Annotated in this window: 28 protein-coding genes and 1 pseudogene; 12 read left to right on the plus strand and 17 right to left on the minus strand. The window is 61.7% G+C overall.

The window, feature by feature from the left end; genetic code table 11:
• Nucleotides 1-53 precede the first annotated feature (53 nt).
• The 5 genes from lolA to cysG all read left to right on the plus strand — a co-directional run bounded on the left by lolA (nt 54) and on the right by cysG (nt 5,206).
• Nucleotides 54-677: an outer membrane lipoprotein chaperone LolA gene (gene lolA / locus QLG10_RS24995; protein WP_008062032.1), complete on the plus strand. Its 624-nt coding sequence runs from the start codon at nt 54-56 to the stop codon at nt 675-677.
• Between the two features lie 141 nt (nt 678-818).
• Nucleotides 819-2,141: a replication-associated recombination protein A gene (locus QLG10_RS25000; protein WP_282488209.1), complete on the plus strand. Its 1,323-nt coding sequence runs from the start codon at nt 819-821 to the stop codon at nt 2,139-2,141.
• On the plus strand, nt 2,141-2,515 hold the full coding sequence (gene crcB, locus QLG10_RS25005) for a fluoride efflux transporter CrcB (protein WP_020799521.1): 375 nt from the start codon (nt 2,141-2,143) through the stop codon (nt 2,513-2,515). The genes QLG10_RS25000 and crcB overlap by 1 nt, the downstream gene beginning before the upstream one ends.
• 15 nt (nt 2,516-2,530) lie before the next feature.
• Complete coding sequence (gene serS, locus QLG10_RS25010) at nt 2,531-3,811, plus strand: serine--tRNA ligase (RefSeq protein ID WP_033044210.1); 1,281 nt, start codon at nt 2,531-2,533, stop codon at nt 3,809-3,811.
• A complete protein-coding gene (cysG, locus tag QLG10_RS25015) occupies nt 3,812-5,206 on the plus strand; it encodes a siroheme synthase CysG (protein ID WP_248678786.1) in 1,395 nt (464 codons plus the stop codon).
• 131 nt (nt 5,207-5,337) lie between these two features.
• On the opposite strand, the gene QLG10_RS25020 is transcribed toward cysG, so the two are convergent.
• From QLG10_RS25020 to QLG10_RS25060, 9 genes are all read right to left on the minus strand, one after another.
• On the minus strand, nt 5,338-6,336 hold the full coding sequence (locus QLG10_RS25020; protein ID WP_282488210.1) for a glutathione S-transferase family protein: 999 nt from the start codon (nt 6,334-6,336) through the stop codon (nt 5,338-5,340).
• Between the two features lie 90 nt (nt 6,337-6,426).
• Complete coding sequence (locus tag QLG10_RS25025) at nt 6,427-7,428, minus strand: glycosyl transferase family protein (protein ID WP_110754297.1); 1,002 nt, start codon at nt 7,426-7,428, stop codon at nt 6,427-6,429.
• Nucleotides 7,425-7,760 (minus strand): TusE/DsrC/DsvC family sulfur relay protein, encoded by a 336-nt coding sequence (locus tag QLG10_RS25030; RefSeq protein WP_077185887.1) that lies wholly within the window; start codon nt 7,758-7,760, stop codon nt 7,425-7,427. The genes QLG10_RS25025 and QLG10_RS25030 overlap by 4 nt, the downstream gene beginning before the upstream one ends.
• Nucleotides 7,757-8,050: a sulfurtransferase complex subunit TusB gene (tusB, locus tag QLG10_RS25035; protein ID WP_110754295.1), complete on the minus strand. Its 294-nt coding sequence runs from the start codon at nt 8,048-8,050 to the stop codon at nt 7,757-7,759. Before tusB ends, QLG10_RS25030 begins: the two co-directional genes overlap by 4 nt.
• Nucleotides 8,050-8,412, minus strand: a complete 363-nt coding sequence (gene tusC, locus QLG10_RS25040) for a sulfurtransferase complex subunit TusC (protein WP_110754293.1) — start codon at nt 8,410-8,412, stop codon at nt 8,050-8,052. Before tusC ends, tusB begins: the two co-directional genes overlap by 1 nt.
• A gap of 1 nt (nt 8,413) precedes the next feature.
• Entirely contained in the window at nt 8,414-8,806 is a 393-nt protein-coding gene (gene tusD, locus QLG10_RS25045; protein WP_110754291.1) for a sulfurtransferase complex subunit TusD, read from the minus strand.
• 198 nt (nt 8,807-9,004) lie between these two features.
• Complete coding sequence (locus QLG10_RS25050; protein ID WP_110754289.1) at nt 9,005-9,709, minus strand: YoaK family protein; 705 nt, start codon at nt 9,707-9,709, stop codon at nt 9,005-9,007.
• Between the two features lie 24 nt (nt 9,710-9,733).
• Nucleotides 9,734-10,063 carry a DUF6388 family protein gene (locus tag QLG10_RS25055; protein ID WP_110754287.1) on the minus strand — a complete coding sequence of 110 codons (330 nt, stop codon included), beginning with the start codon at nt 10,061-10,063 and terminating at the stop codon, nt 9,734-9,736.
• A gap of 20 nt (nt 10,064-10,083) precedes the next feature.
• Nucleotides 10,084-10,332, minus strand: coding sequence for a hypothetical protein (locus tag QLG10_RS25060; RefSeq protein ID WP_020799588.1), 249 nt, complete (start codon nt 10,330-10,332; stop codon nt 10,084-10,086).
• A 148-nt stretch (nt 10,333-10,480) separates the two neighbouring features.
• Between QLG10_RS25060 and QLG10_RS25065 the strand changes: the two genes are divergently transcribed.
• A complete protein-coding gene (locus tag QLG10_RS25065; RefSeq protein WP_110754285.1) occupies nt 10,481-10,831 on the plus strand; it encodes a hypothetical protein in 351 nt (116 codons plus the stop codon).
• Nucleotides 10,832-10,967: 136 nt separating this feature from the next.
• Here the strand turns inward: QLG10_RS25065 and QLG10_RS25070 are convergent, their stop codons facing one another.
• Nucleotides 10,968-11,393 carry a GNAT family N-acetyltransferase gene (locus tag QLG10_RS25070; RefSeq protein ID WP_020799586.1) on the minus strand — a complete coding sequence of 142 codons (426 nt, stop codon included), beginning with the start codon at nt 11,391-11,393 and terminating at the stop codon, nt 10,968-10,970.
• A 145-nt stretch (nt 11,394-11,538) separates the two neighbouring features.
• Between QLG10_RS25070 and QLG10_RS25075 the strand changes: the two genes are divergently transcribed.
• Complete coding sequence (locus QLG10_RS25075) at nt 11,539-11,985, plus strand: hemerythrin domain-containing protein (protein ID WP_110754281.1); 447 nt, start codon at nt 11,539-11,541, stop codon at nt 11,983-11,985.
• A 95-nt stretch (nt 11,986-12,080) separates the two neighbouring features.
• Here QLG10_RS25075 and QLG10_RS25080 read toward each other — a convergent pair whose 3' ends face one another.
• Nucleotides 12,081-12,593: a methylated-DNA--[protein]-cysteine S-methyltransferase gene (locus QLG10_RS25080; RefSeq protein WP_188265640.1), complete on the minus strand. Its 513-nt coding sequence runs from the start codon at nt 12,591-12,593 to the stop codon at nt 12,081-12,083.
• 135 nt (nt 12,594-12,728) lie between these two features.
• On the opposite strand from QLG10_RS25080, the gene ggt reads away from it, so the two are divergent.
• Nucleotides 12,729-14,456 carry a gamma-glutamyltransferase gene (gene ggt, locus QLG10_RS25085; protein WP_282488211.1) on the plus strand — a complete coding sequence of 576 codons (1,728 nt, stop codon included), beginning with the start codon at nt 12,729-12,731 and terminating at the stop codon, nt 14,454-14,456.
• Nucleotides 14,457-14,519: 63 nt separating this feature from the next.
• A complete protein-coding gene (locus QLG10_RS25090) occupies nt 14,520-15,053 on the plus strand; it encodes a cysteine hydrolase family protein (protein ID WP_110754275.1) in 534 nt (177 codons plus the stop codon).
• Between the two features lie 111 nt (nt 15,054-15,164).
• On the opposite strand, the gene QLG10_RS25095 is transcribed toward QLG10_RS25090, so the two are convergent.
• Nucleotides 15,165-16,070 (minus strand): LysR family transcriptional regulator, encoded by a 906-nt coding sequence (locus tag QLG10_RS25095; RefSeq protein WP_188265641.1) that lies wholly within the window; start codon nt 16,068-16,070, stop codon nt 15,165-15,167.
• 199 nt (nt 16,071-16,269) lie between these two features.
• On the opposite strand from QLG10_RS25095, the gene QLG10_RS25100 reads away from it, so the two are divergent.
• The 3 genes from QLG10_RS25100 to QLG10_RS25110 all read left to right on the plus strand — a co-directional run bounded on the left by QLG10_RS25100 (nt 16,270) and on the right by QLG10_RS25110 (nt 19,863).
• The gene (locus QLG10_RS25100) at nt 16,270-17,769 is read left to right on the plus strand and encodes a cytosine permease (protein ID WP_282488212.1); all 1,500 of its coding nucleotides are present in this window, start codon (nt 16,270-16,272) and stop codon (nt 17,767-17,769) included.
• On the plus strand, nt 17,766-18,611 hold the full coding sequence (locus tag QLG10_RS25105) for a nitrilase-related carbon-nitrogen hydrolase (protein WP_188265643.1): 846 nt from the start codon (nt 17,766-17,768) through the stop codon (nt 18,609-18,611). Before QLG10_RS25100 ends, QLG10_RS25105 begins: the two co-directional genes overlap by 4 nt.
• Nucleotides 18,612-18,759: 148 nt before the next feature.
• Nucleotides 18,760-19,863, plus strand: a complete 1,104-nt coding sequence (locus tag QLG10_RS25110; RefSeq protein WP_282488213.1) for a sterol desaturase family protein — start codon at nt 18,760-18,762, stop codon at nt 19,861-19,863.
• Here the strand turns inward: QLG10_RS25110 and QLG10_RS25115 are convergent.
• The 5 genes and pseudogenes from QLG10_RS25115 to QLG10_RS25135 form a co-directional block, all read right to left on the minus strand.
• Nucleotides 19,766-20,488, minus strand: a complete 723-nt coding sequence (locus QLG10_RS25115) for a hypothetical protein (RefSeq protein ID WP_188265645.1) — start codon at nt 20,486-20,488, stop codon at nt 19,766-19,768. The two genes, QLG10_RS25110 and QLG10_RS25115, sit on opposite strands and share 98 nt — an antisense overlap.
• Complete coding sequence (locus QLG10_RS25120) at nt 20,485-21,246, minus strand: M15 family metallopeptidase (protein WP_110754262.1); 762 nt, start codon at nt 21,244-21,246, stop codon at nt 20,485-20,487. The genes QLG10_RS25115 and QLG10_RS25120 overlap by 4 nt, the downstream gene beginning before the upstream one ends.
• A gap of 38 nt (nt 21,247-21,284) precedes the next feature.
• Entirely contained in the window at nt 21,285-22,241 is a 957-nt protein-coding gene (gene lipA, locus QLG10_RS25125) for a lipoyl synthase (RefSeq protein ID WP_282488214.1), read from the minus strand.
• Between the two features lie 156 nt (nt 22,242-22,397).
• On the minus strand, nt 22,398-23,666 hold the full coding sequence (gene glyA / locus QLG10_RS25130; protein ID WP_282488215.1) for a serine hydroxymethyltransferase: 1,269 nt from the start codon (nt 23,664-23,666) through the stop codon (nt 22,398-22,400).
• 129 nt (nt 23,667-23,795) lie between these two features.
• Nucleotides 23,796-24,973 (minus strand): annotated as a pseudogene (locus tag QLG10_RS25135) (glycine dehydrogenase (aminomethyl-transferring)); the annotation flags it as partial.

Raw genomic sequence — 24,973 nt, forward strand, 5'->3', positions numbered from 1 at the left:
GGGTGGCGCCCCAAGGCGCCGCCCGCACTCCCACGAATGTTATGAGGACTCCCATGCGTCTGATCCGCATGCTGTTGCTGCCGGTACTGGCTTTGAGCACGCTCTCGGCCCACGCCGATGACAAGGACGTGGCACGCCTGACCCAATTGCTGGAAAAATCCCAGACCCTGACTGCGCGCTTCTCCCAGCTGACCCTGGATGGCACAGGTACCCAATTGCAGGAAACCGCCGGCGAGATGTCGCTGCAGCGCCCTGGCCTGTTCTATTGGCACACCAATGCGCCTGCCGAGCAGACCATGGTCTCCGACGGTAAAAAGGTCACCCTGTGGGACCCGGACCTGGAGCAGGCCACCATCAAGAACCTCGATCAACGCCTGACCCAGACGCCAGCCCTGCTGCTGTCCGGTGACGTGTCGAAGATCAGCCAGAGCTTCGATATCAGCGCCAAGGAAGCCGGCGGCGTGATCGACTTCACTTTGAAGCCCAAGACCAAGGACACCCTGTTCGACAGCCTGCGCCTGTCGTTCCGCAATGGCCTGGTCAATGATATGCAACTGATCGACAGTGTCGGCCAGCGCACCAATATCCTGTTCACCGGGGTCAAGGCTAACGAGCCGATCCCGGCATCGAAATTCAAGTTCGACATTCCCAAGGGTGCCGATGTAATCCAGGAATAAAACGCGAAACCCTTTGTAGGAGCCGGCTTGCTGGCGATGGGTGGGGCAGTCGACATTAATGTTGAATGACAAAATGCCATCGCCAGCAAGCCGGCTCCTACAGGGGATGCTGTTTTCATAGCGAGGTTGTAAAAGTACGTGATGGACCTGTTTCGCAGCACCCCGATCGCCCAACCCTTGGCCGCCCGTTTGCGCGCGACCAACCTGGACGAGTACGTCGGTCAGGAACACGTGCTCGCTCGCGGCAAGCCCTTGCGCGAAGCGCTGGAGCAGGGTGCCCTGCATTCGATGATTTTCTGGGGGCCGCCAGGGGTGGGCAAGACCACCCTGGCGCGTTTGCTCGCGCAAGTATCGGAGGCGCATTTCGAAACGGTGTCGGCAGTGCTCGCCGGCGTGAAGGAGATTCGCCAGGCGGTGGAAATCGCCAAGCAGCAGGCCGCGCAGTACGGCCGACGCACGATCCTGTTCGTCGACGAAGTGCACCGCTTCAATAAGTCCCAGCAGGATGCGTTCCTGCCGTATGTCGAAGACGGCACGCTGATTTTCATCGGCGCGACCACGGAAAACCCCTCGTTCGAACTCAACAACGCCTTGCTGTCGCGCGCACGGGTCTATGTGCTCAAGAGCCTCGACGAAGCCGCCTTGCGCAAACTGGTGCACCGCGCGCTGACCGAAGAGCGTGGCCTGGGCAAGCGCAACCTGACCCTCAGCGATGAGGGCTTCCAGATGCTGTTGTCCGCCGCCGATGGCGATGGCCGACGCCTGCTCAATCTGCTGGAAAACGCCTCGGACCTGGCCGAAGACAACAGCGAGATCGGCATCGATCTGCTGCAAAGCCTGCTCGGTGATACCCGCCGGCGTTTCGACAAGGGTGGCGAAGCGTTCTACGACCAGATCTCTGCGCTGCACAAATCCGTGCGTGGTTCCAACCCCGACGGCGCGTTGTACTGGTTCGCGCGCATGATCGATGGCGGTTGCGATCCGTTGTACCTGGCCCGGCGCGTGGTGCGCATGGCCAGCGAAGATATCGGCAATGCCGACCCGCGTGCGCTTAGCCTGTGCCTGGCGGCGTGGGAAGTGCAGGAGCGCCTCGGCAGCCCCGAAGGCGAGCTGGCGGTCGCGCAGGCCATTACTTATATGGCGTGCGCGCCGAAAAGCAACGCGGTGTACATGGGCTTCAAGACCGCACTACGTGCCGCCGCCGAGCATGGCTCGCTGGAAGTGCCGCTGCACCTGCGCAACGCGCCGACCAAGTTGATGAAGCAGCTCGGTTATGGCGACGAATACCGTTATGCCCATGACGAACCTGATGCCTACGCTGCCGGAGAAGACTATTTCCCGGAAGAACTTGACCCGATCCCGTTTTACCAGCCAGTGCCCCGTGGCCTGGAGCTGAAGATTGGCGAAAAGCTCAATCACCTGGCGAAACTAGACCGATTAAGCCCCCGGCAGCGGAGAAAATAGTGCTCCCCTTGATCCTTGCGGTTTCCGCCGGCGGTGTAGCCGGCACCTTGTTACGCTTTGCCACGGGCAACTGGATCAACGCTAATTGGCCGCGGCACTTCTATACCGCGACGCTGGCCGTTAATATCGTCGGCTGTTTGCTGATCGGCGTTTTATACGGCCTGTTTTTACTACGCCCGGAGGTGCCCATCGAGGTGCGTGCCGGGTTGATCATCGGCTTCCTCGGGGGGCTGACGACTTTTTCATCCTTTTCACTGGATACGGTGCGCCTGCTGGAAAGCGGGCAGGTGCCGCTAGCCCTGGGCTATGCTGCCATCAGCGTATTCGGCGGGCTGCTCGCCACCTGGGCTGGCCTGTCCTTGACCAAACTTTGATAACGAGAGACCGACATGCTCGATTCCAAACTGTTACGTAGCAACCTTCAGGACGTAGCGGACCGCCTGGCATCCCGTGGCTTTACCCTGGATGTCGCGCGCATCGAAGCGCTGGAAGAACAGCGCAAGACCGTCCAGACCCGCACCGAAGCACTGCAGGCTGAACGTAACGCGCGCTCCAAATCCATCGGTCAGGCCAAGCAGCGCGGCGAAGACATCGCCCCGTTGATGGCCGACGTCGAGCGCATGGCGGGCGAGTTGAGTGCCGGTAAAACCGAACTGGACGCGATCCAGACCGAACTGGACTCGATCGTGCTCGGCATTCCCAACTTGCCACACGAATCGGTGCCGATTGGCGACGACGAAGACGGCAACGTCGAAGTGCGCCGCTGGGGCACGCCGACCGCGTTCGATTTCCCGGTACAGGACCACGTCGCCCTGGGCGAAAAATTCGGCTGGCTCGACTTCGAGACCGCCGCCAAGCTGTCCGGCGCTCGTTTCGCCCTGCTGCGCGGCCCGATCGCCCGCCTGCACCGCGCCCTGGCGCAGTTCATGATCAACCTGCACGTTACCGAGCACGGCTACGAAGAGGCCTACACGCCTTATCTGGTCCAGGCTCCGGCGCTGCAAGGCACCGGTCAACTGCCGAAGTTTGAAGAAGACCTGTTCAAGATCGCGCGCGAAGGCGAAGCCGACCTTTACCTGATCCCGACCGCCGAAGTGTCGCTGACCAATATCGTCGCCGGCGAAATCGTCGATTCGAAACTGCTGCCGATCAAGTTCGTTGCCCACACGCCGTGCTTCCGCAGTGAAGCCGGTGCGTCGGGTCGCGACACCCGCGGCATGATCCGCCAGCACCAGTTCGACAAGGTCGAGATGGTCCAGATCGTCGAGCCGTCGACTTCGATGGAAGCGCTCGAGGGCCTGACCGCCAACGCCGAGAAAGTCCTGCAACTGCTGGAATTGCCTTACCGCACCATCGCGCTGTGCACCGGCGACATGGGCTTCAGCGCGGTCAAGACCTATGACCTGGAAGTGTGGATTCCGAGCCAGGACAAATACCGTGAAATCTCCTCGTGCTCCAACTGCGGCGATTTCCAGGCCCGTCGTATGCAAGCGCGTTTCCGTAACCCGGAAACCGGCAAGCCGGAACTGGTACACACTCTGAACGGTTCCGGCCTGGCGGTCGGTCGTACCCTGGTGGCGGTGCTGGAAAACTACCAGCAGGCCGACGGTTCGATCCGTGTGCCTGAGGTGCTCAAGCCGTACATGGGTGGCCTTGAGGTCATCGGCTAAATGAACTATCTGCCGCTGTTCCATAACCTTCGCGGCAGTCGTGTGTTGGTCGTCGGCGGGGGGGAAATTGCCTTGCGCAAATCCCGCCTGCTGGCCGATGCCGGTGCGCTGCTGCGGGTGGTCGCACCTGAAATCGAAACCCAGCTGCGCGAGTTGGTCAGCGCCAGCGCTGGCGAGTGCCTGATGCGCGGTTACCTCGAGTCGGACCTGGACGGTTGCGCGCTGATCATTGCGGCCACCGACGACGAAACGCTCAATGCACAGGTGTCCGCCGATGCCCATCGGCGTTGCGTGCCGGTCAATGTGGTGGACGCGCCGGCCTTGTGCAGCGTGATCTTCCCAGCCATTGTCGACCGTTCGCCGCTGATCATTGCCGTGTCCAGCGGTGGCGACGCACCGGTGCTGGCGCGATTGATCCGCGCCAAGATCGAAACCTGGATTCCTTCGACCTACGGTCAACTGGCTGGCCTGGCGGCGCGTTTCCGGCACCAGGTGAAAAAGCTGTTCCCGGACGTGCAGCAACGTCGTGCGTTCTGGGAAGACGTGTTCCAGGGCCCGATTGCCGACCGGCAACTGGCCGGGCAGGGCGGGGAAGCCGAGCGATTGCTGCAGGCGAAGATTGCTGGAGAGGCGCCGGTGGCCACCGGTGAGGTGTATCTGGTGGGCGCCGGTCCCGGTGATCCGGACCTGCTGACGTTCCGCGCCTTGCGCCTGATGCAGCAAGCCGACGTGGTGCTGTACGACCGCTTGGTGGCACCGGCGATCCTCGAGTTGTGCCGTCGTGATGCCGAGCGCGTCTATGTCGGCAAGCGCCGCGCCGATCACGCCGTGCCGCAGGACCAGATCAACCAGCAACTGGTCGACCTGGCGAAGCAAGGCAAGCGTGTGGTGCGGTTGAAGGGCGGCGATCCGTTCATCTTCGGCCGTGGCGGTGAAGAGATCGAAGAATTGGCGGCCCATGGCATCCCGTTCCAGGTCGTACCGGGCATCACGGCGGCCAGCGGTTGTGCTGCTTATGCCGGGATTCCGCTGACCCACCGCGATTACGCGCAGTCGGTGCGGTTCATCACCGGTCACCTGAAGGACGGCTCCACCGATCTACCGTGGGCCGACCTGGTCGCGCCGGCGCAGACCCTGGTGTTCTACATGGGACTGGTAGGCTTGCCGAGTATCTGCGAGCAGTTGATCAAGCATGGTCGCGGTGCGGATACCCCGGCGGCGTTGATCCAGCAGGGCACTACGGTCAATCAGCGGGTGTTTACCGGCACCCTGGCGGACCTGCCACGGCTGGTGGCGGAGCATGAAGTGCATGCGCCGACGCTGGTGATCGTGGGAGAAGTGGTGCAACTGCGCGAGAAACTGGCGTGGTTTGAAGGGGCTCAGGCGCAAGTCTGAATCTCTGCATCCGATCGTTCCCACGCTCTGCGTGGGAATGCCGCCAGGGACGCTCTGCGTTCCGCTTCTGACGCTGTGACGCGGAGCGTCACGGGATGCATTCCCACGCGGAGCATGGGAACGATCAGCCTTCAGGCCCTGCGCCAAACCCCTTTCCCGCTCAACCGCTCCCGATCATGGGCGGCGGTGAAACCCTGCGCCGGCCCCTTGGGCACTATCCCCGTCGGGTTGATGGTCTTGTGACTGCCGTAGTAGTGGTTTTTGATGTGTTCGAAATCCACCGTCTCGGCAATCCCTGGCCACTGGTAAATCTCCCGCAGCCAATTCGACAGGTTCGGATAATCGGCAATGCGTCGCAGGTTGCACTTGAAGTGGCCGTAATAGACCGCGTCGAATCGAATCAGCGTCGTGAACAGGCGGATGTCCGCTTCAGTCAGGTACTCGCCGGTCAGGTAGCGATTGGCACTTAACAGCTGCTCCAGGCGATCCAGTTCTGTGAACAGTTCATCGAAGGCCTCCTCATAGGCGGTTTGCGAGGTAGCAAACCCGGCGCGGTATACGCCGTTGTTCACGGCCGGATAGATCCGCTCGTTCAGCGCGTCGATCTCGCCGCGCAGCGGTGCCGGATAGAAATCCAGGTCATTGCCGGTCAGTTCATCGAAGGCACCATTGAACATGCGGATGATTTCCGCCGATTCATTGTTGACGATGCGTTTCTGTTGTTTGTCCCAAAGCACCGGCACCGTGACGCGGCCGGTGTAGTCGGCGGTGTCGGCGGTGTAGCGCTGGTGCATGAAGTCAAAGTGATCGAGTTTGTCGCCGGTGGAGCCGTGGGACTTGTCGAACGTCCAACCGTTCTCCAGCATCAGGTAGCTGACCACCGACACGTCGATCAGGCTTTCCAGGCCCTTGAGTTTGCGCAGGATCAGCGTGCGATGAGCCCACGGGCAGGCGAGGGACACGTAGAGGTGATAACGCCCAGGTTCGGCAGCAAAACCACCGACACCACTGGGGCCCGGTTGGCCGTCAGCGGTGACCCAGTTGCGACGCTGCGCCTGTTCGCGCTGGAACGTGCCGTCCTTGCTTTCGTACCACTTGTCCTGCCAGCGACCTTCTACTAACAATCCCATGTCCATGACTCCTCAACCGATAAGCGTTGGAGAGGAGTCTATGCCGATAGGTTCGATAAAATAGCGCAAAGCTTAGTGGGTTATGATCGATTAAATTGATTTGTCCCGGGCATCCCAATACTGCTGGGCGGTCTTGAAAGCTTGTTCGCGGCTCTGGCCGAGGCCACGCAGCGCCAGGGCCATGGTCGAGATCAGGGCCATTTGCGGGTAGCTGTCCACCACCTCGCCGCGCCATACCGCCTTGAGATGCGCAGGTTCCAGGCTGGCAGGCTTGACGTGGCGCTGGCTTGACAATTGCGGCCACTCCTCATCCCAGCTCTCGCCACCGCGGGTGCCATACAAGTGGCTATCGGCGTCGGGGTTGATCTCGATTTCGCCACCATCGCCCTTGACCACGATCGCGGTGTCGCCGAGCAAACCGCTGGCATCGCGATGCACTGCCTGGTAACCGGGATGGAAGATGCTTTGCAGACCGCAACGGGCGCCCAACGGGTTGAGAATGCGCGCCAGGGAGTGGATCGGCGAGCGCAGGCCGAGGGTGTTGCGCAGGTCGATCATGCGTTGCAGTTGCGGCGCCCAATCCACCAACGGCATGAAGGCCAGGCCGCCGTTGTCCAGCGCTGTGCCGACCTGCTGCCAGTCGCGGCACAAGGGGATGTTCAGTTCATCGAGCAGTTGTTCGCTGTAGAGTCGACCGGCGGTGTGCGCGCCGCCACCGTGCATGAACACCCGCACACCGTTCTGCCCCAGGCACTTGGCGGCCAGCAGGTACCACGGCAGGTGACGCTTCTTGCCGGCATAGGTCGGCCAGTCGAGGTCGACCGCCAATGCTGGCGCTTGCAAGCGCTCGCGCAAGGCTTCGGCAAAACCGGCCATTTCCTGCGCGCTTTCTTCCTTGTGGCGCAACAGCATCAGGAAGGCGCCGAGCTGGGTGTCCTCGACCTGGTCGTCAAGCACCATGCCCATGGCGGCGCGGGCTTCTTCACGCGTCAGGTCGCGGGCGCCACGCTTGCCTTTGCCGAGGATGCGCACGAATTGGGCGAATGGGTGCTCGGCGGGCGTTTCGAGGGTCAACGCTGGGTAGTCGGTCATAAGCAATTCGTCGGTTTGGGCAGGCCCGCCAGTTTCGCGGCGAGTTTGGCAGGGGTGCCTTTGAACAGTCGGTTCAGGTGCAGGCTGTTGCCTTTGTCCGGGCCGAGTTTCAATGCGGTGTACTTGATCAGCGGCCGGGTCGCCGGCGACAGCTGGAATTCGGCGTAGAAGCTGCGCAACAGTTCGAGGATTTCCCAGTGCTCGGGGCTCAACTCGATGTCTTCGGCGGCGGCCAGGGCACTGGCGACGTCGGCCGACCAGTCACTGAGTTCGACCAGAAAACCGTCCTTGTCCAGCTCGATGGCGCGTGCGCCGACCGTCAATACATTCATAGCCAGCTGTTGACCTTGGCGTGGTGGATCGACAGTTCGACGAAGGCCGGATAATCGACAGCCGTAGCCCAACCCGGAACTTCGATAGCCCGGGCCTGGGCATCTTCGGCCAGCACGTAGAGGGCCAGGCCGCGGGCACTCAGCGCCGTGAAAGGGGCGCTGCCCGGCTGCAGGGCATAGGCGGCGTCACCGCACAGCAGCAATGCGTCGTTGGCGCCGGTTATGCGCAGGCAGCTGTTCAGGCGGTCGTCGCCGAACGGGGAATGAGACAACACATGCAAAGTCGACATCAGAGGGTGATCACCTGGTCGTAATGGTCAATGAGTGCGGTGATTTCGTGGGCGGCAAGCACGCGCGCTTCCTGCAGTGCCAGGGCGCCAGGGGCCAGGCCGCGTTCGGCAGCGCTGTCGGCACAGACAAACAGTTCTTCGACGCCGAACATCGGCAGCGCCTGCAGGTTGGCGCTCAGGTCTTTCTGTTGCAGGGCCTTGGCGTGCTGATGGGGGGCGAGCTGGAACACGCCGTCGTCGAGAAACAGAAGGCCGATCGGCAGATCGAAGGCGCCGCCCGCCAGCACGATGTCCAGCGCTTCACGCGCGCCTGGACCGGACCAGGGCGACTGGCGGCTGATGATCAGCAAGGACTTGGCCATTTCACGCACCTCCGAAGCAAATCAGGCGGTCGGCATCCTGCACCGCGTCATGCAATTGGCCGAGCCCGGACAATTCCCACGGTGCTCCGACGGCCACAGCCTCGCGCTGATAGCGCCTGGCTTCCTCCTCGTTCAACACGCCACGGCGCAAGGCGGCGGCGATGCACACCACGCCATCGAGTTGGTTTTCGCTGACGAAGGCGCTCCATTGCCGTGGCACATCGAGCTCGTCCTGGGGTGTGACCACGCTGCCGGACGCGTTGTACACGCCATCCTGGTAGAAAAACAGCCGGACAATCTCATGCCCGCCGGCGAGCAGCGCCTGGGCGAACAGCAAGGCGCGGCGCGAAGAGGGCGCATGGGCGGCGGAAAATACGGCGATGGCGAACTTCATGGCGGACTCGATCAACGAAACTGCGGCCATGATAAAGCTTTATCGGCGTTGGGGCTAAATCGATGTCGCCTGTGCGGGCCCCTTCGCGAGCAGGCTCGCTCCCACAGGGATTTGTGTGATGGCAAAGTTCGCAGCTGCACCGCAAAACCTGTGGGAGCGAGCCTGCTCGCGAAGGGCCCCCCACAGGCAGCAAAAAAATCAGCGCGGCATGTAGCCCAACTGCCAACGCCGCGGGATCTTCAGCGACAGCACTCCCAGCGCAGCCGCCAGCAGGCCGCTGGCAAACAGCGCCTTGAGCCCGAAATGATGTTCCAGCACGGCACCGAGTACCGCGCCGGCGAACATGCCGGTCCAGGGGATCAGTTGTACGCGCCAACCGTTGCGGCGCTCGCCGAGCATCCAGCGCCCCAGTCCGCGGCCAAAGCGCGACAGGGCGCCGGTCACATAGGTCAGGCCGACCGGCAGGCCGTTGACCTCTTCCACGGCGGCATTGAGCATGCCCATGGCGATGATGGCTGCCAGCAGGGCAGGCAATTGCGAGTCATAGGGCCAGGCCGCGGCGGCGCACAGCAGGGCGGCAATGCACAACAGCAAGGGCAGTGACCGGCGCCTGCCCAGGCGGCTGACGATAATGCCCAGCGCATTGCCAAAGATGAAGGTGGCGATGAGGATCACCAGGCGCAGGGTCAACCCAAGGTCGCCGGCACTGATGGCGACGGCCATCCGGGTGGTATTGCCGCTCATGAACGAGACGAAATCGCCACTGGCCATGAAACCGATCGCGTCAGTCATGCCGGCCAGCACCGAAAGCATGGCCACCAGGCTCAGGCCGATGCGCCCACGCCATTTCTGCGTGTGCAGGTGTCCGGGGCTGGCGTGGGTCTTCGAGGCGGTGGGCAGCATCGATGCAGTGATCCTCAGCAAAGGTTACGGTTGTATTCCGTACAGGTCGCAATACTCCAGCCAGTCCATGCCGGCCATTTCCGCGACTTCCCGGTGCACTTCCAGGCGCTGGGCCTGATAATCCTCAGGAGTGGCGGCGGTCAATTGCAGTGTCAGCTCCCAGGCAAACAAACCCAGGCGCTCGGCTTCGGCTTCAAAGGCCTCGTGTAAACGATCATCGCGAAACTGCGCGAGGGTCTCGCCCTTGGCCTGGGCCAGCAGCGGGTTGAGGTGGTCGAGCTCGATGCGCAGTTCGGGACGTTGGTCGAGAAACTTTTCCAGCGCCAGTTCGTGTTGTTGCTCGGGTGCCGCCATGGTCGCTCCTTGAATACGAATTACGAAGACTGCTTCTTGCTGGCCTTGGCCGCTGCCGCCAGACATTCGAGTGCAAACTGCTCGGTATAGGTCATCTGGATCGGCGTGGTTTCACCCTTGACGGTTCTTTCGCCCTCAAGGATGTAACGAATGCGCTTGTCGGTGACGCCGATTCGCTTGGCGATCCAGGACGGTGTCTGACCGATCTGGCTGATCAGCTTGTCGGCATATTCAGTGGTCGGTTTGTAAAACTCGGCGTTGGGTGTCATGGGGCGTCCAGTGAAAGGTGCAATACAGCGCTATTGGCTCGACAGGGTGCGCGAATCGTCACGCGATGTCGCGGTTTTAATGAAGTAAAGCAGAACGATACGCCCTGCCACGGTGATACAGTCCGCTTTTTCCTCATGAGTGAATGCAATGCGAATTCTGATGGTGGCGCTGGCCGCTACCTTGCTGGCGGGATGCGCGGGCTCGGCGATGAACGATGCTCGTACCAAGGCCCCGTACAAGACCTTGAACTCTGACAAGCCGGCCAAGGACGTCGCCCAGTGCGTGCAATTTTCCTGGCAGGACGAAGCGGTGTTCGGCGTTGATGCTGCGGCGTACCTGGAGCCGGGAGCAAAGGGGAGCACCACCGTCTACACCCGCTCGGCCGAGTCGTTCGTCGACGTGACCACCGATGCCTCGGGCACGGTATTGAGTTACTACGCTCAGCAAGACGACTTTGTCGCCAAGCGCCGCTTGGCGGCACTGGCCACCTGCCTCTGACCTGATGGGTTGATGCATGCCCTGTAGGAGCTGCCGCAGGCTGCGATCTTTTGATCTTGTTTTTTCTCGATCTCAAGTCCGTCGAAGATCAAAAGATCGCAGCCTGCGGCAGCTCCTACAGGGATTCGCGTTGTGGTCAGTAGTCCAGGCGCTTCTGGAAGAAGAAGTGCTTGTACCCCGGCGGGTAGTCGGCGATATGCCCAATCTCGCTGTAGCCGCATTTCCTGTAGAACTCCGGTGCCTGGAATTCAAAGGTATCGAGCCACATTCCCACGCATTTTTTCTCCCGCGCCAGGTCTTCGGCCATCTGCATCAGCTTCGTGCCCATGCCCTGTCCCCGGGCCTGCTCCGGCACCGATAGCAGGTCAATGAACATCCACTGGTAGAACAACCTGGCGTAAAGGCCGCCAAGGATCACATCGTTTTCGTCACGTACCAGCAGGGCGATATGCTCGGGTACGGCGCCGTCGGCCTTCGAAGCATTGTAGGCGCGCAGCGGCATCAGGATGGCCTGGCGCTCTTCTTCCGTGGGGGTGGGCGAGAACTCTATCCGCAGGTTCATGGCAATGTCCTTATGGCAGTGAATCGGCAGCCTATCGTGGTTGCCGCCATAGTTCCATGACCCTCAGCCAGTGGAACCGTCGCCAGTGCGCAGAGGTCACTTGTTGTGACGCGCCATTCCCGAGTGCGACTGATGAGGACATTCCGTGAATATTTTCGAAGCCTTGCGCGAAAGCCACGAGCGCCAGCGTACCTACGCCAAAGCCCTGATCCGTACCAGCGGCGATACCCCCGAGCGCGTCGACGCATACAAGCAGCTCAAGTCAGAACTGCAGGCTCACGAAACCGCTGAAGAGCGGCATTTCTACATCCCGCTGATGGAGTTCGACAATGGTGTTGACCTCAGTCGCCACGCGATCTCCGAGCACCACGAGATGGATGAAATGATGGAAGAACTGGACGGCACCGAGATGTCCAGCCCGGCCTGGCTGGCGACGGCGAAGAAATTGTCCGAGAAGGTCCATCACCACCTTGAAGAAGAGGAGCAGAAGTTCTTCCAGATGGCGGGCAAGTTGCTTGACGACAAGCAGAAAGAGTCGCTGGCGACGCAGTATGTAAAGGAATACAAGGCGCAGCTTTCTACACCGGCGTGATGTCGTCCTGTAGGAGCTGCCGCAGGCTGCGATCTTTTGACTTTGCTTTAAACAACAAGATCAAAAGATCGCAGCCTGCGGCAGCTCCTACAAGATCAAAAGCCTGGGAGGCGCGCGGTTTCGGGCCATTGGCCGCCTTCCAGCGTGAGTAATGTCTGCTTCGCCTCCAGCCCCCCGGCAAACCCGGTCAATTTCCCCGACGCGCCAATCACCCGATGACAAGGGGCGATGATCGAAATGGGGTTCCTGCCATTCGCCGCACCCACTGCCCGCACCGCGCTCGGGTGGCCGATCTGCTCGGCGATCTGGCTGTAGCTGCGGGTCTGGCCAAAGGGAATGGTCAACAAGGCGTTCCAGACCTTCTTCTGGAATGCCGTCCCGGCAAAATCAAGGTCGAGCTCGAACGCCTGGCGTGTGCCCGTGAAGTATTCGCGCAACTGTTGCGCGGTGCGCATCAGGATCGGGTTGTCCGGCGCTTCGTCCATCGGGCCGAGGCGCACCCGGCCTGGTTTGTCATTTTCCCAGAGGATGGCCGCCAGACGGCAATCGTTCGCTACCAGCTTCAACTCGCCGACGGGTGATGCCAGGGTGATGTAGGTGTAGGTCATGCCGCACGCATCGCCGAATTGCTGAACAGGTGTTAAGCATACTGCCTCGCCGGGGAGGCGCAATACGCAATCCCGACCATACTGCCTACTGCTCTTGAAGCGTTTTCCTACTTTAAAACAAAAAGAGACCGACTCATGAAGTACGAACCTTTTGCCAAATCGCTGATTGCGACCTCGTTGGCGCTCAGCTGCCTGACGGCCTATGCGGCCTCTGTGGCCCCGGTCGCGGCTGAAAACGGCATGGTGGTCACCGCCCAGCATTTGGCCAGCCATGTGGGCGTGGATGTGCTGAAGAACGGCGGCAATGCGGTCGACGCCGCTGTTGCAGTGGGTTACGCGCTGGCGGTGGTGTATCCCGCGGCCGGTAACCTGGGGGGTGGCGGTTTCATGACCATTCAACTGGCCGACGGTCGCAAGACCTTCCTCGACTTCCGTGAAAAAGCCCCGCTGGCCGCTACCGCCGACATGTACCTGGACAAGGCGGGCAACGTCGTCCCCGACCTGAGCACCCGCGGACACCTGGCCGTCGGCGTACCGGGCACCGTGTCCGGCATGGAGCTGGCGCTGTCCAAATACGGCACCAAGCCACGCAAGGAAGTGATCGCCCCGGCGATCAAGCTGGCGGAAGACGGCTTCGTGCTGGAGCAGGGCGATGTCGAGTTGCTGGAGTACGCCACCGATGTGTTCAAGAAGGACATCAAGGATTCCGGCGCGATCTTCCTGAGCAACGGCGAGCCGATGCAGGTCGGCCAGAAACTGGTGCAGAAAGACCTCGGCAAAACCCTGCGGGAAATCTCGGAGAAAGGCGCCGACGGTTTCTACAAGGGCTGGGTGGCCGACGCCATCGTCACCTCCAGCCAGGCCAACAAGGGCATCATCACCCAGGCCGACCTCGACAAATACAAGACGCGCGAGTTGGCACCCATCGAGTGTGACTATCGCGGCTACCATGTGGTCTCGGCACCGCCACCGAGCTCCGGTGGGGTGGTGATCTGCCAGATCATGAACATCCTCGAAGGCTATCCGATGAAGGACCTGGGCTACCACTCGGCCCAGGGCATGCACTACCAGATCGAAGCGATGCGCCACGCCTATGTGGACCGCAACAGCTACCTGGGCGACCCGGACTTCGTGAAAAACCCGATCGCGCATTTACTCGACAAAAACTACGCGACCAAGCTGCGCGATGCCATCCAGCCGCAAAAGGCCGGCATCTCCAAGGATCTCAAGCCCGGCGTGGCGCCCCATGAGGGTAGCAACACCACCCATTACTCCATTGTCGACAAATGGGGCAACGCGGTGTCGGTGACCTACACCCTCAACGACTGGTTCGGTGCCGGGGTCATGGCCAGCAAGACCGGGGTCATCCTCAACGACGAAATGGACGACTTCACCTCGAAAATCGGCGTACCGAACATGTACGGCCTGGTGCAGGGCGAGGCCAACGCCATCGCGCCCGGCAAGGCCCCGTTGTCGTCCATGAGCCCGACCATCGTCACCAAGGACGGCAAAGTGGTAATGGTGGTCGGCACCCCCGGCGGCAGCCGCATCATCACCGCGACCCTGCTGACCATGCTCAACGTGATCGACTACGGCATGAACATCCAGGAAGCGGTCGATGCGCCGCGTTTCCACCAGCAATGGTTGCCGGAGGAAACCAACCTGGAGACCTTCACTACCAGCCCGGACACGGTGAAGATCCTCGAAAGCTGGGGTCACAAGTTTGCCGGTCCGCAGGACGCCAACCACCTGGCGGCGATCCTGGTGGGCGCGCCGTCGCTGGAGGGCAAGCCGGTGGGCAAGAACCGTTTCTACGGAGCCAACGATCCACGGCGTAATACCGGGTTGTCGCTGGGTTACTGATGGTTGTGTTTGAATGGGGGGCGCACGCGTCCCCTGATTTTTCAACTCATCAAGGAAGGTACCATGACCACCGCACTGTTAATCATCGACGTTCAGCAGGCCCTGTGCTCCGGCGAGTACGAGTGCTTCGAGATCAAGCGGGTCATCGAAACGATCAATGGCCTCAGTGCCCGGGCGAGAAAAGCCGGCGTTGCGGTGGTGCTGATCCAGCACGAAGAAGAGGGCGACCTCTTCAAGCACGGCGCTCCAGGCTGGCAACTGGCCGAAGGGTTGCACACCTCACCCGACGATGATCGCGTTCGTAAGACCACCGGCGATTCGTTCTATCAGACCAACCTGCAGAAACTGGTGCCGGTGCAAGACTACGATCGCCTGGTCATCTGTGGCCTGCAAACCGACTACTGTGTGAATGCAACCCTGCGCCAGGCGCATCAACTGGGTTACGACGTGGTGCTGGCCGCCGACGCGCATTCCACTGTCGACAATGGCAAAACCACGGCCGAAGACATCATTGCCGAACACAACAAGGATTGGGCCGACCTGAGCAGTTCAGTGGCGCGGATCGACGTTATCCCGGCCAGTGAGATCCATTTCTGAATCCACCACCGCCCCCTGTAGGAGCGAGCATGCTCGCGATGAACCAGAGAGCGCCACGGGGTGTCAGGTTTCCACCGTTATCGTTAACGTCCATCGCGAGCATGCTCGCTCCTACAAGGGTGCGTTGAAGATATCGATCAGCTCATTGAGGAACTCACTGACCAGCTCCCGCTGCCGCGCCGAATGCCGCACCGCCGCGTGAAAGCCCACCTCGTAGCGCAGCAATTGCGGATTGAGTGGATGCAGCTGCCCGAGCTGTTCATGCCGGGCCGCATAATGCTGCGGCAGGAAGCCCAGGTGTTGGCCGGACAGGATCAGCAGGGCCGCTCCGTCCATGCTGTCGGTGAGCACGGTCAAGCGTTCGATCGAGGTCGGCGCCGGCATCTCCGGCAAGGGGTGGCTGGGCCAGACCCAGTCATGCTGGCTGACATCCTCGCGCGTCAGCGCGCCCACCTGCTCGAACAGCGGGTGTGACGGCGCGCAGTAGGCGATCTGGGTTTCCTGGAACAGCGGGAAGTAGTCGATATTGGGCAAGCGATGCCAAAAATAACCGATCGCCAGATCAATATGGCCGTTGATGATTTTCTCTTCCAGCAGCGATGACGACAGTTCGGTGAAGTGAAAGTACAGCCCCTCGTGCCGAGCCCGCAGGCGAGCAATGGCCAAACCGATTTTCTTGTTTGCCACCGGGTCGATCTGCCCCAGCAGGCCGACGTTGATGTTGCCCGAGACCTTGCGGTTGATGTGCTGCACTTCAACCCTGAAGCCCTCGGCGGCAGCCAGCAAGCGCCGCGCCGCCTCGACGAACTGACCACCCTTGGGCGTTACGGAAAATCCGCCGCGACCGCGTTCGCACAGGCGAAAACCCACCCGTGCCTCCAGCGTCGCCAGTTGTGCGCTGATGGTCGGTTGCGTGGTATTGAGGGCAGTTTGCGCCGCCGAGATCCCGCCGGCCTCGACCACCGTGAGAAATACCCGGATCAGGCGCAGATCCAGCTCCGTTACAGTTCCCAGCATGGGGGCTCCCGATCCTCGATTACATTGACGCCGATCTATGTGAACAGTGCGCCTTGGATATTTTATCGCTGCGGCCAACGCCATACATTGCAGGGAAACCAGGGTCTTCGTCAGCTTTTTCTGGAGTTTTGCCAGATCTGGACGTCGAATCGACCACTGCGCTCAAAATAAAAACAATCTACTGCATAGGAACTATCGTATGTCAGGGTCCCCACTTTCTGCGCACGCCACCGAGGCGAGCGGCGGGTTGGCCATCGAAGGCCACTCGATCGATTACATCCCGGAAAACGAACGTCACGCCAAGCTCAGCAGCCAGGGGCCGTTCTGGTTTCTCGGCAACTTCCACTTCTTCACCATCTCCATCGGTTTCGTCGGTCCCAGCCTCGGCTTGTCGGCCCTGTGGACCCTGTTGGCCGGTGCGCTGGGCATCATGTTCGGCACGATCTTCATGGCTTTCCACGGCTCGCAAGGGCCGGAAATGGGCCTGCCGCAGATGATCCAGTCCCGTGCCCAGTTCGGCTACCGCGGGGTGATCCTGGCGCTGATGGCGACGATGTTTGTGTTCGTCGGTTTCAACGTGGTGAACGTCTCGCTGATCATGAACGGGCTGGAGCATGTATTCGGCATCGACCCGACCATCGTTGCCGTGACCGTGGTGCTGATCGGCGCACTGCTGTCGATCTTCGGCCACGACCTGATGCACAAAGCCTTCAAGTGGGCGCTGCTGGCGACGCTGCCGTTGTATGCCCTGGTGACCATCGCCCTGATGTTCGGCGCGGGTTCCGAAGGCGTCACGCCGGCCAGCGACCTGGGCTTCAGCTGGATCGCCTTCGCCACCCTGTTCGCCATTGGCGCCAGCTACAACATTTCCTATGCACCCTATGTTTCCGACTATTCGCGCTACCTGCCGAAAAACACCAGCCGGCCGAAACTGATCGCGGCGATATTCATCGGCGCGTCGCTGTCGGGCAGCTGGATGATCGGCCTCGGGGCCTGGCTCGCCCAGGAACTGAAAGCGGTGGATGCGCTGGTGGCATTGAACCAGGTAGGTTCCTCGATGATTCCCGGGCTGGGCAATCTGTTGGTGGTGGTGTCGGTGGCGGGCTTCCTGCCGATCATTGCGCTGAACACCTACAGCGCCATGCTGACGCTGCTGACCGGTGTCGATTCGATCAGAAAGATCACCCCGACACCCCGCGCCCGGGTGCTGTCGATCAGTGCCATCAGCATCATCCTGCTGACCTGCGTGCTGTCGATCAAGGGTGACGGCATCGCGCTGCTGAACACTTTCCTCGTATTGCTGTTGTACTTCCTCGTGCCTTGGACCGCCGTCAACCTGGTGGACTATTTCTTCGTGCGCAAGGGCCGCTACGCGATCCCGCATTTCTTCACGCCGAAGGGCATCTACGGCGCCTGGCAGTTTCGCGGCATCGTGGCTTACCTGATCGGCTTTGCCGCCATGGTGCCGTTCTTCTACATCTACGATGCCGCCGCCAGCAAGGAAGTCTTCGTCGGTCCGCTGGCGCGGGTGCTGGAAGGCGTGGACATCGCCTGGCTGGTGGGCCTGCTGATTTCGGGCCTGACCTATTACCTGCTCAGCCGCTCCCTCGACCTTGCTGCCGAGCATCGGGTCATCGAGGCGATCAGTGACAACGAGATTATCGCCATGACCCATTCATCCATGGAGTCGGTGCGTTGAACACGGCAAAGAATATCCGGGTCGCCTGCTGCCAGTTGGCGCCGAAAATCGGCGACCTCGCGTACAACCGCACGCTCACCGAACGCGCGATCCGTTCGGCGGCCCTGCAGGGTGCCCAGGTGGTGGTGTTGCCGGAGCTGGTGCAGAGCGGCTACCTGTTTGCCGACCGCGCGGAAGCACTGGCCCTGGCGGAAACCGCCGAGGGTCCGACGTTGCGCCTGTGGCAGGCGCTGGCCAGTGAATTGAACATGGTGATCGTCGGCGGATTCTGCGAGCGTCTGGCCGGGGATGAGCTGGCCAACAGCGCGGCACTGATCGATGCCCGGGGTTTGCGCGCGGTGTACCGCAAGGCGCACCTGTGGGATGCGGAGAAAGAAGTTTTCACAGCCGGCACTGCCGCGCCGCCGGTGATCGAAACGGTCCACGGGCGCATCGGCATGCTGATCTGCTACGACCTGGAGTTCCCCGAATGGGTGCGCCTGCCGGCGCTGGCCGGTGCCGATTTGCTCTGTGCGCCGGTCAACTGGCCCGATGGCCCACGACCGCAATCCGAGCGCCCGGCGGAAGTCTTGCGGGTGCAGGCCAATGCCTCGGTCAACCGCCTGTTCATCGCGGCCTGTGACCGCCATGGCGTTGAGCGCGGGGTGAGTTGGGTGCAAGGTTCGGTGATCGTCGACGCCGACGGTTATCCGTTGGCCGGTCCGGCGGAGCAGGGTGGCGAGCAGATGCTGCTGGCCAACCTGAACCTGGCCGAGGCCCGCAACAAGCGCATCAGCGAGCGCAATGACCTGCACCGGGACCGCCGGCCGCAGCTGTATGGCTTGAGCAGTGAAGTGAAGTGACGTTTGGCCCAGAGGTTGCCGAAATCCCAAGACCTGAATAAGATACATCCGCAATTATGTCCCGCAGGAGCCGGCCGGCCGTGTTCCTGCGACCCGCGTTTTTCCATTCCACACACAACGCTCTACTTTCAGCAGGGGGCAGCCTTTCATGGATGTTCTCGCACTGATCGAGCAATACCTGTCCAGGTGGGTATTTACACCTGTCAGCAACCAGTTCCTCGGGCTCTTCGACCTCAATGGCCGTCTCTGCGTCGCCTTTCTTTTCATCTCCTACGCCGTTGCCTACGGCTTGTTCCGCTGGCGCCAAGCTCGCGGGCTGACGCACGCGCACAGCTTCTGGCAGTTCATCGGCGGCAACCGTGTGCATTTTCATCCCTCGGCGCTGCTCGATTACCGCTACTACTTCGTGCGCGCGATCCTCAAGGTCGTGCTGGTGGTGCCCATCGTCGGGCTGGTGGATCCCTACGTGCTGCGATCCGGAGACTACATCCGCTTTTTCACTCAGCTGTGGGGGGCACGGGTGCAGGTCGAGGAGCACCTGGTCCTGACCTTGCTCTATGGCCTGGGCGTGTTCCTGCTGCAGGACTTCATCCATTACTGGGCCCACCGCGCTTACCATTCGCGCTACCTGTGGGCGTTCCACAAAGTCCATCATTCGGCGACGGTGCTGGTCCCGGCCACGGCCAGTCGGGTGCATTTCCTCGAGAAAGTGGTCGAGCGGTTGACTGACCTCGTGTTCATCAGCGCCTTTGCCGGACTCTTCTGGTACGCCTGTGGCGGGGAGATCAGCCGCTACACGCTGTTCGGCGTGACCTACATGGTGTTCATCCTCAATGCCTTGGCGGCCAATCTGCGCCATAGCCATGTCTGGCTGTCCTTCGGGCCTGTGGTCGAGCATGTGCTGAACAGCCCGGCCCAGCATCAGGTCCACCACAGCGATGCGCCGCGGCACTTCAACAAGAACTTCGGGGTCAACCTGTCACTCTGGGACTGGATGTTCGGCACGCTGTACGTCACCCAAACGCAACCGGAGCCCATCCGCTTCGGCACCTGCGAAGCGGATCATGGCCGTTACCTGACCGTCTACAGCCTGATCATCACGCCCTTTGTCGAAACACTGGGCAAGATCCGCCTGGTCAGGCGCTCGCTTGCGGTCAGCGCACAGGCAGGTTCCAGTGTTCGCGCAACTGCTCGTACTGCGTCTCGGGCAGTTGCACCAGCAGCGGGGACTGGCGTGGGTCCAGCCAACTGAGCAGACGTGCGATATCCATCGGGTCCATCGCGGTGCAACCCCGCGTCGGTACCGCGGGGCCACGCCAGATGTGGAAGAAAATACAGGAACCGGCGGCGGGGGATGCGGGTGTGTTGTGCTCGATGACAATGCCCTGGCGGTACAAGTCATCATAGCGACGCATGCGCTCAGAGCTGTTCCAGTCTTGGGCCATCGTGGCGCCATCGACCAATTCGTTGTAATGAGCGGACCGGCTGTCATCCACGCATTCGATGGTCGAGGTCAGCGCGAGGTAGGGCAGGCGGGTTTCACTTGAAGCGTTGTAGCCAAAAGCGCTGCCGAGTTTGAACATCCCGGCGGGCGCCTTTCCATCGCCTTCCTGTTTCACCGGCCCCTGAAGTTGCCCGGTGTCGAGCAGTCCCTTGCCCCAGCCCATGCCGTTTTTTCCCAGCACGACGGCAAACGGCGCTTCGACTTTCTGGAAGCTGTCCCCGTGCCGTTCATAACGCTGGGCGCTGCCCTGGATGTCGTCCCAGTGCTTGCTGGTGACCACGATCAACTGACCACTACCGTCGAGCCCTTGGGCCATTGCGGCACAGGGCAGCAACAGGATCAGTAACGCGCAGATTCTGCCAAGGCTGTTCATGGTGCCAGCGGGGTGATGGGGAAGTTCATGACGGTGTTCAACGTCGCATCCCGGGTATAGGTGAAGTGCCACCACTCGGCGGAGTAACCGGTGAATCCCTCCTGCGCCATGGCGCGGGTCAGTCGCTGGCGATTTTCCATGGCCGTCGCCGTGATCGACGTCGAATCGGTATGGGCGCGCTCGTCGAAGCAATCAAAACCGGTGCCCATGTCGACTGCGCCGTCGTGCCAGCGCTGCCCATAAGGCGCCGTGCAATCGACAGGCGTGGCAGATGGCGTCCAGGTGTCGGCGGGCAGGGCGCCCGGTCCCGTCATGCTCAGGTCGACGGTGCTGCCTTTGGAGTGATTGGATACGCGCGCCACATAGCCCAGGCGCCAGAAGTCTTGCTTGTCCACCCGTGGATAGAATTCGGCCTTGAGCGGATCGCCCGGCTCAGTGGCGAAGCGCCCCATGTCCGCGACCGCGCGACTGGGGCGATAGCAATCGAACACCTTCAGGCCATAGCCTTGCGCCCGCAGTGCCGTTTGTACCCGGGCGAGGGCTTTGGCGGCATCCTGTGACAGCAAGCACTCGGGCGCTTCGTAACCCTCGAGCGGGTGCCCGGTGAAGTTGTGGGCGCTGGCATAACGAATGTCCTGTTCGATACCCGGATCTATCGTGCGTAAATACACCATGTGCTCGGGCCTGGGCTCGGCAGCGGCGACACCCGATAAGGCGAGGCTGAGGAGCGGGAGCAATGTTCGAACGACAAATGGCATCGGGTCGGGCCTGCGTAATGGCATGACAAGTCACTTCATCATGGCTTGAAATCGGCGGCACCTCCATGAAGTTGTTGGTCGGCGTGATAGGACGAGCGCACCAATGGCCCGGACGCGACGTTCTTGAAGCCCATGCGTGCGCCTTCCTCGGCGAACCAGGCAAACACGTCCGGGTGCACGAAACGCTGGACCGGCAAGTGGCTGCGCGACGGTTGCAGGTATTGGCCGAGGGTGAGCATGTCGACATCGTGCTCGCGCAGGCGCTGCATGACGTCGATCACTTCTTCGTCGGTTTCTCCCAGGCCCAGCATCAGCCCGGATTTGGTGGGGACCTGTGGCACCCGCTGCTTGAAGTTTTGCAGCAGATCCAGCGACCACTCGAAATCCGAGCCGGGTCGTGCGGCCTTGTACAGGCGCGGAACGGTTTCCAGGTTGTGGTTGAACACATCGGGCGGCTCAAGGGCGGTGATCGCCAGGGCGACGTCCATCCTTCCGCGATAGTCCGGTACCAGGGTTTCCAGTTGAATGCCCGGCGACAGCTTGCGGATTTCGCGCAGGCAGTCGACGAAGTGTTGGGCGCCGCCATCGCGTAAGTCGTCGCGGTCCACCGAGGTGATCACCACGTATTTGAGGCGCAGTTCGGCGATGGCCACGGCGAGGTTGGTCGGTTCATCCACATCCAGCGGCTTCGGGCGGCCATGGCCGACATCGCAGAAGGGGCAGCGACGGGTGCAGATGTCACCCATGATCATGAAGGTGGCGGTCCCCCCGGAAAAACACTCGCCCAGGTTCGGGCACGAGGCTTCTTCGCAGACACTGTGCAGTTTGTGTTTGCGCAGCAGTTGCTTGATCCGGTCGACCTCGGGGGAGGTCGGCATGCGTACCCGGATCCAGTCAGGTTTGCGCGGGAGGTCCTCGGTGGGGATGATTTTCACTGGAATCCGCGCGACTTTTTCCGCGCCGCGCAGTTTGGTGCCGACTTGCACTGTGTTCATAGGTGTTCCCAAGGTATGTCAGACAAGAACCGGAACTGTGGGAGCGAGCCTGCTCGCGAAGATGGTGGAACATCCAGCACAGATGTCGACTGACACTCCGCCTTCGCGAGCAGGCTCGCTCCCACAGGTTTTTCACAGGGGTTTGTGATTGTGTGATCAGTCGCGGTAGACCGGGAAGTCCGCACACAGAGCGGCCGCCTGGCGGGCAACCTGGGCCTCGACATCAGCATCGCCCAGGTGATCGAGGATGTCGCAGATCCAGCCTGCCAGCTCGATGCTCTGGGCTTCCTTGAAACCACGGCTGGTGATTGCCGGCGTGCCGATGCGCAGGCCGGAGGTCACGAACGGCGATTGCGGATCGTTGGGCACGGCGTTCTTGTTCACAGTGATACCGGCGCGGCCCAGGGCGGCGTCCGCGTCCTTGCCGGTCAGGCCCTGGCGGATCAGGCTGACCAGGAACAGATGATTGTCGGTGCCACCGGAAACCACGTCATAGCCCCGCTCGATAAACACCTGCGCCATCGCCTGGGCGTTGCGGATCACTTGTGCCTGGTAAGTCTTGAACGCCGGCTCCAGCGCTTCCTTGAAGCACACGGCCTTGGCGGCGATCACATGCATCAGCGGACCGCCCTGGCCACCGGGGAATACGGCGGCGTTGAGTTTTTTCTCAAGCTCCGGATTGGCCCTGGCCAGGATCAGGCCACCGCGCGGACCGCGCAGGGTCTTGTGGGTCGTGGTGGTGACCACGTCGGCGTAGGGCAGCGGGTTCGGGTACAGACCGGTGGCCACCAGCCCGGCGACGTGGGCCATGTCGACGAAGAAATAGGCGCCGACCTTGTCGGCGATCTCACGAAAACGCGCGAAGTCCAGGGTCTTGGAGTAAGCGGAGAAGCCGGCGATGATCATTTTCGGTTGGTGCTCGACGGCCAGGCGTTCGACTTCGTTGTAGTCGATCAACCCGGTCGCGGTGTCGATGCCGTATTGCACGGCGTTGTAGAGCTTGCCGGAAAAACTCACCTTGGCGCCGTGGGTCAGGTGACCGCCATGGGCCAGGCTCATGCCCAGCACGGTGTCGCCAGCCTGCAGCAACGCCAGGTACACCGCCGCGTTGGCCTGGCTGCCGGAGTGCGGCTGGACGTTGGCGTAGTCGGCGCCGAACAATTGTTTAGCGCGGTCGATGGCCAGTTGCTCGACCACGTCGACGTGCTCGCAACCGCCGTAATAGCGCTTGCCCGGATAGCCTTCGGCGTACTTGTTGGTCAGGCCGCTGCCCTGCGCTTCCATGACCCGTTGGCTGGTGTAGTTCTCCGAAGCGATCAGCTCGATGTGGTGCTCCTGCCGCGCGTCCTCGGCGTTCATCGCCGCCAGCAGTTCGTCGTCGTAGCCTTTGATCTGGTCCTGCTTGCTAAAAAGGGTGCTGAACATGGTGAAAGTCCTCTGTTGTTCTCGAAATGGGGGGCACCTGTAGGAGCTGACGAGTGCAACGAGGCTGCGATCTTTTGATTTTTTAAAGCCAGATCAAAAGATCGCAGCCTGCGGCAGCTCCTACGGGGGTTATGCGTAGTCTTCGATGGATGGGCACGCGCAGATCAGGTTGCGGTCGCCAAACACGTTGTCGACACGACCCACGGGCGGCCAATACTTGGCGTCGATCAGGGTCTCCAGCGGATAAACCGCCTGCTCACGGCTGTACGGATGCGACCACTCGCCGACCAACTCCGCCGCGGTGTGCGGGGCGTTTTTCAGTGGGTTGTCGTCCTTGTCCAGGGTGCCGTTTTCCACCGCGCGGATTTCTTCGCGGATGCGGATCATGGCGTCGCAGAAGCGGTCCAGTTCTTCCCTGGATTCGCTTTCGGTCGGCTCGATCATCAGGGTGCCGGCCACCGGGAAGGACATGGTCGGGGCGTGGAAGCCGAAGTCGATCAGGCGCTTGGCCACGTCATCGACGCTGATGCCGCTGCTGTCTTTCAGCGGGCGCAGGTCGAGGATGCATTCGTGGGCCACCAGGCCGTTGCTGCCGGTGTACAGCACCGGGTAGTGCTCTTCCAGGCGACGGGAAATGTAGTTGGCGTTGAGGATCGCCAGCTGCGAGGCGCGTTTCAGGCCGGCACCGCCCATCATGCGGATGTACATCCAGGTGATCGGCAAAATGCTCGCGCTGCCGAACGGCGCGGCGCACACCGCGCCTTCCTTGCGCGCCATGTGCGCGTGGCCCGGCAGGAACGGCGCCAGGTGCGATTTCACACCAATCGGGCCGACGCCCGGGCCGCCACCGCCGTGGGGGATGCAGAAGGTCTTGTGCAGGTTCAGGTGCGAGACGTCGCCGCCGAACTTGCCCGGGGCGCAGAGGCCGACCATGGCGTTCATGTTGGCGCCGTCGATGTACACCTGGCCGCCGTGCTCGTGAATGATGCCGCAGATTTCGCGGATGCCTTCCTCGAACACGCCGTGGGTCGACGGGTAGGTGATCATCAGCGCGGCGAGGTGTTCGCGATGCTCGATGGCCTTGGCGCGCAGGTCTTCGATGTCGACGTTGCCGCGGGCGTCGCAGGCGGTGACCACCACGCGCATGCCGGCCATCTGTGCGGTGGCCGGGTTGGTGCCGTGGGCCGAGGACGGGATCAGGCAGATGTCGCGACGGTCTTCGCCACGGCTCTGGTGGTAGGCGCGAATCGCTAGCAGGCCGGCGTATTCACCCTGGGAACCGGCGTTCGGCTGCAGCGAGATCGAAT

This window comes from Pseudomonas sp. V98_8 (genome assembly GCF_029967975.1).
Taxonomy (GTDB): Bacteria; Pseudomonadota; Gammaproteobacteria; order Pseudomonadales; family Pseudomonadaceae; genus Aquipseudomonas; species Aquipseudomonas umsongensis.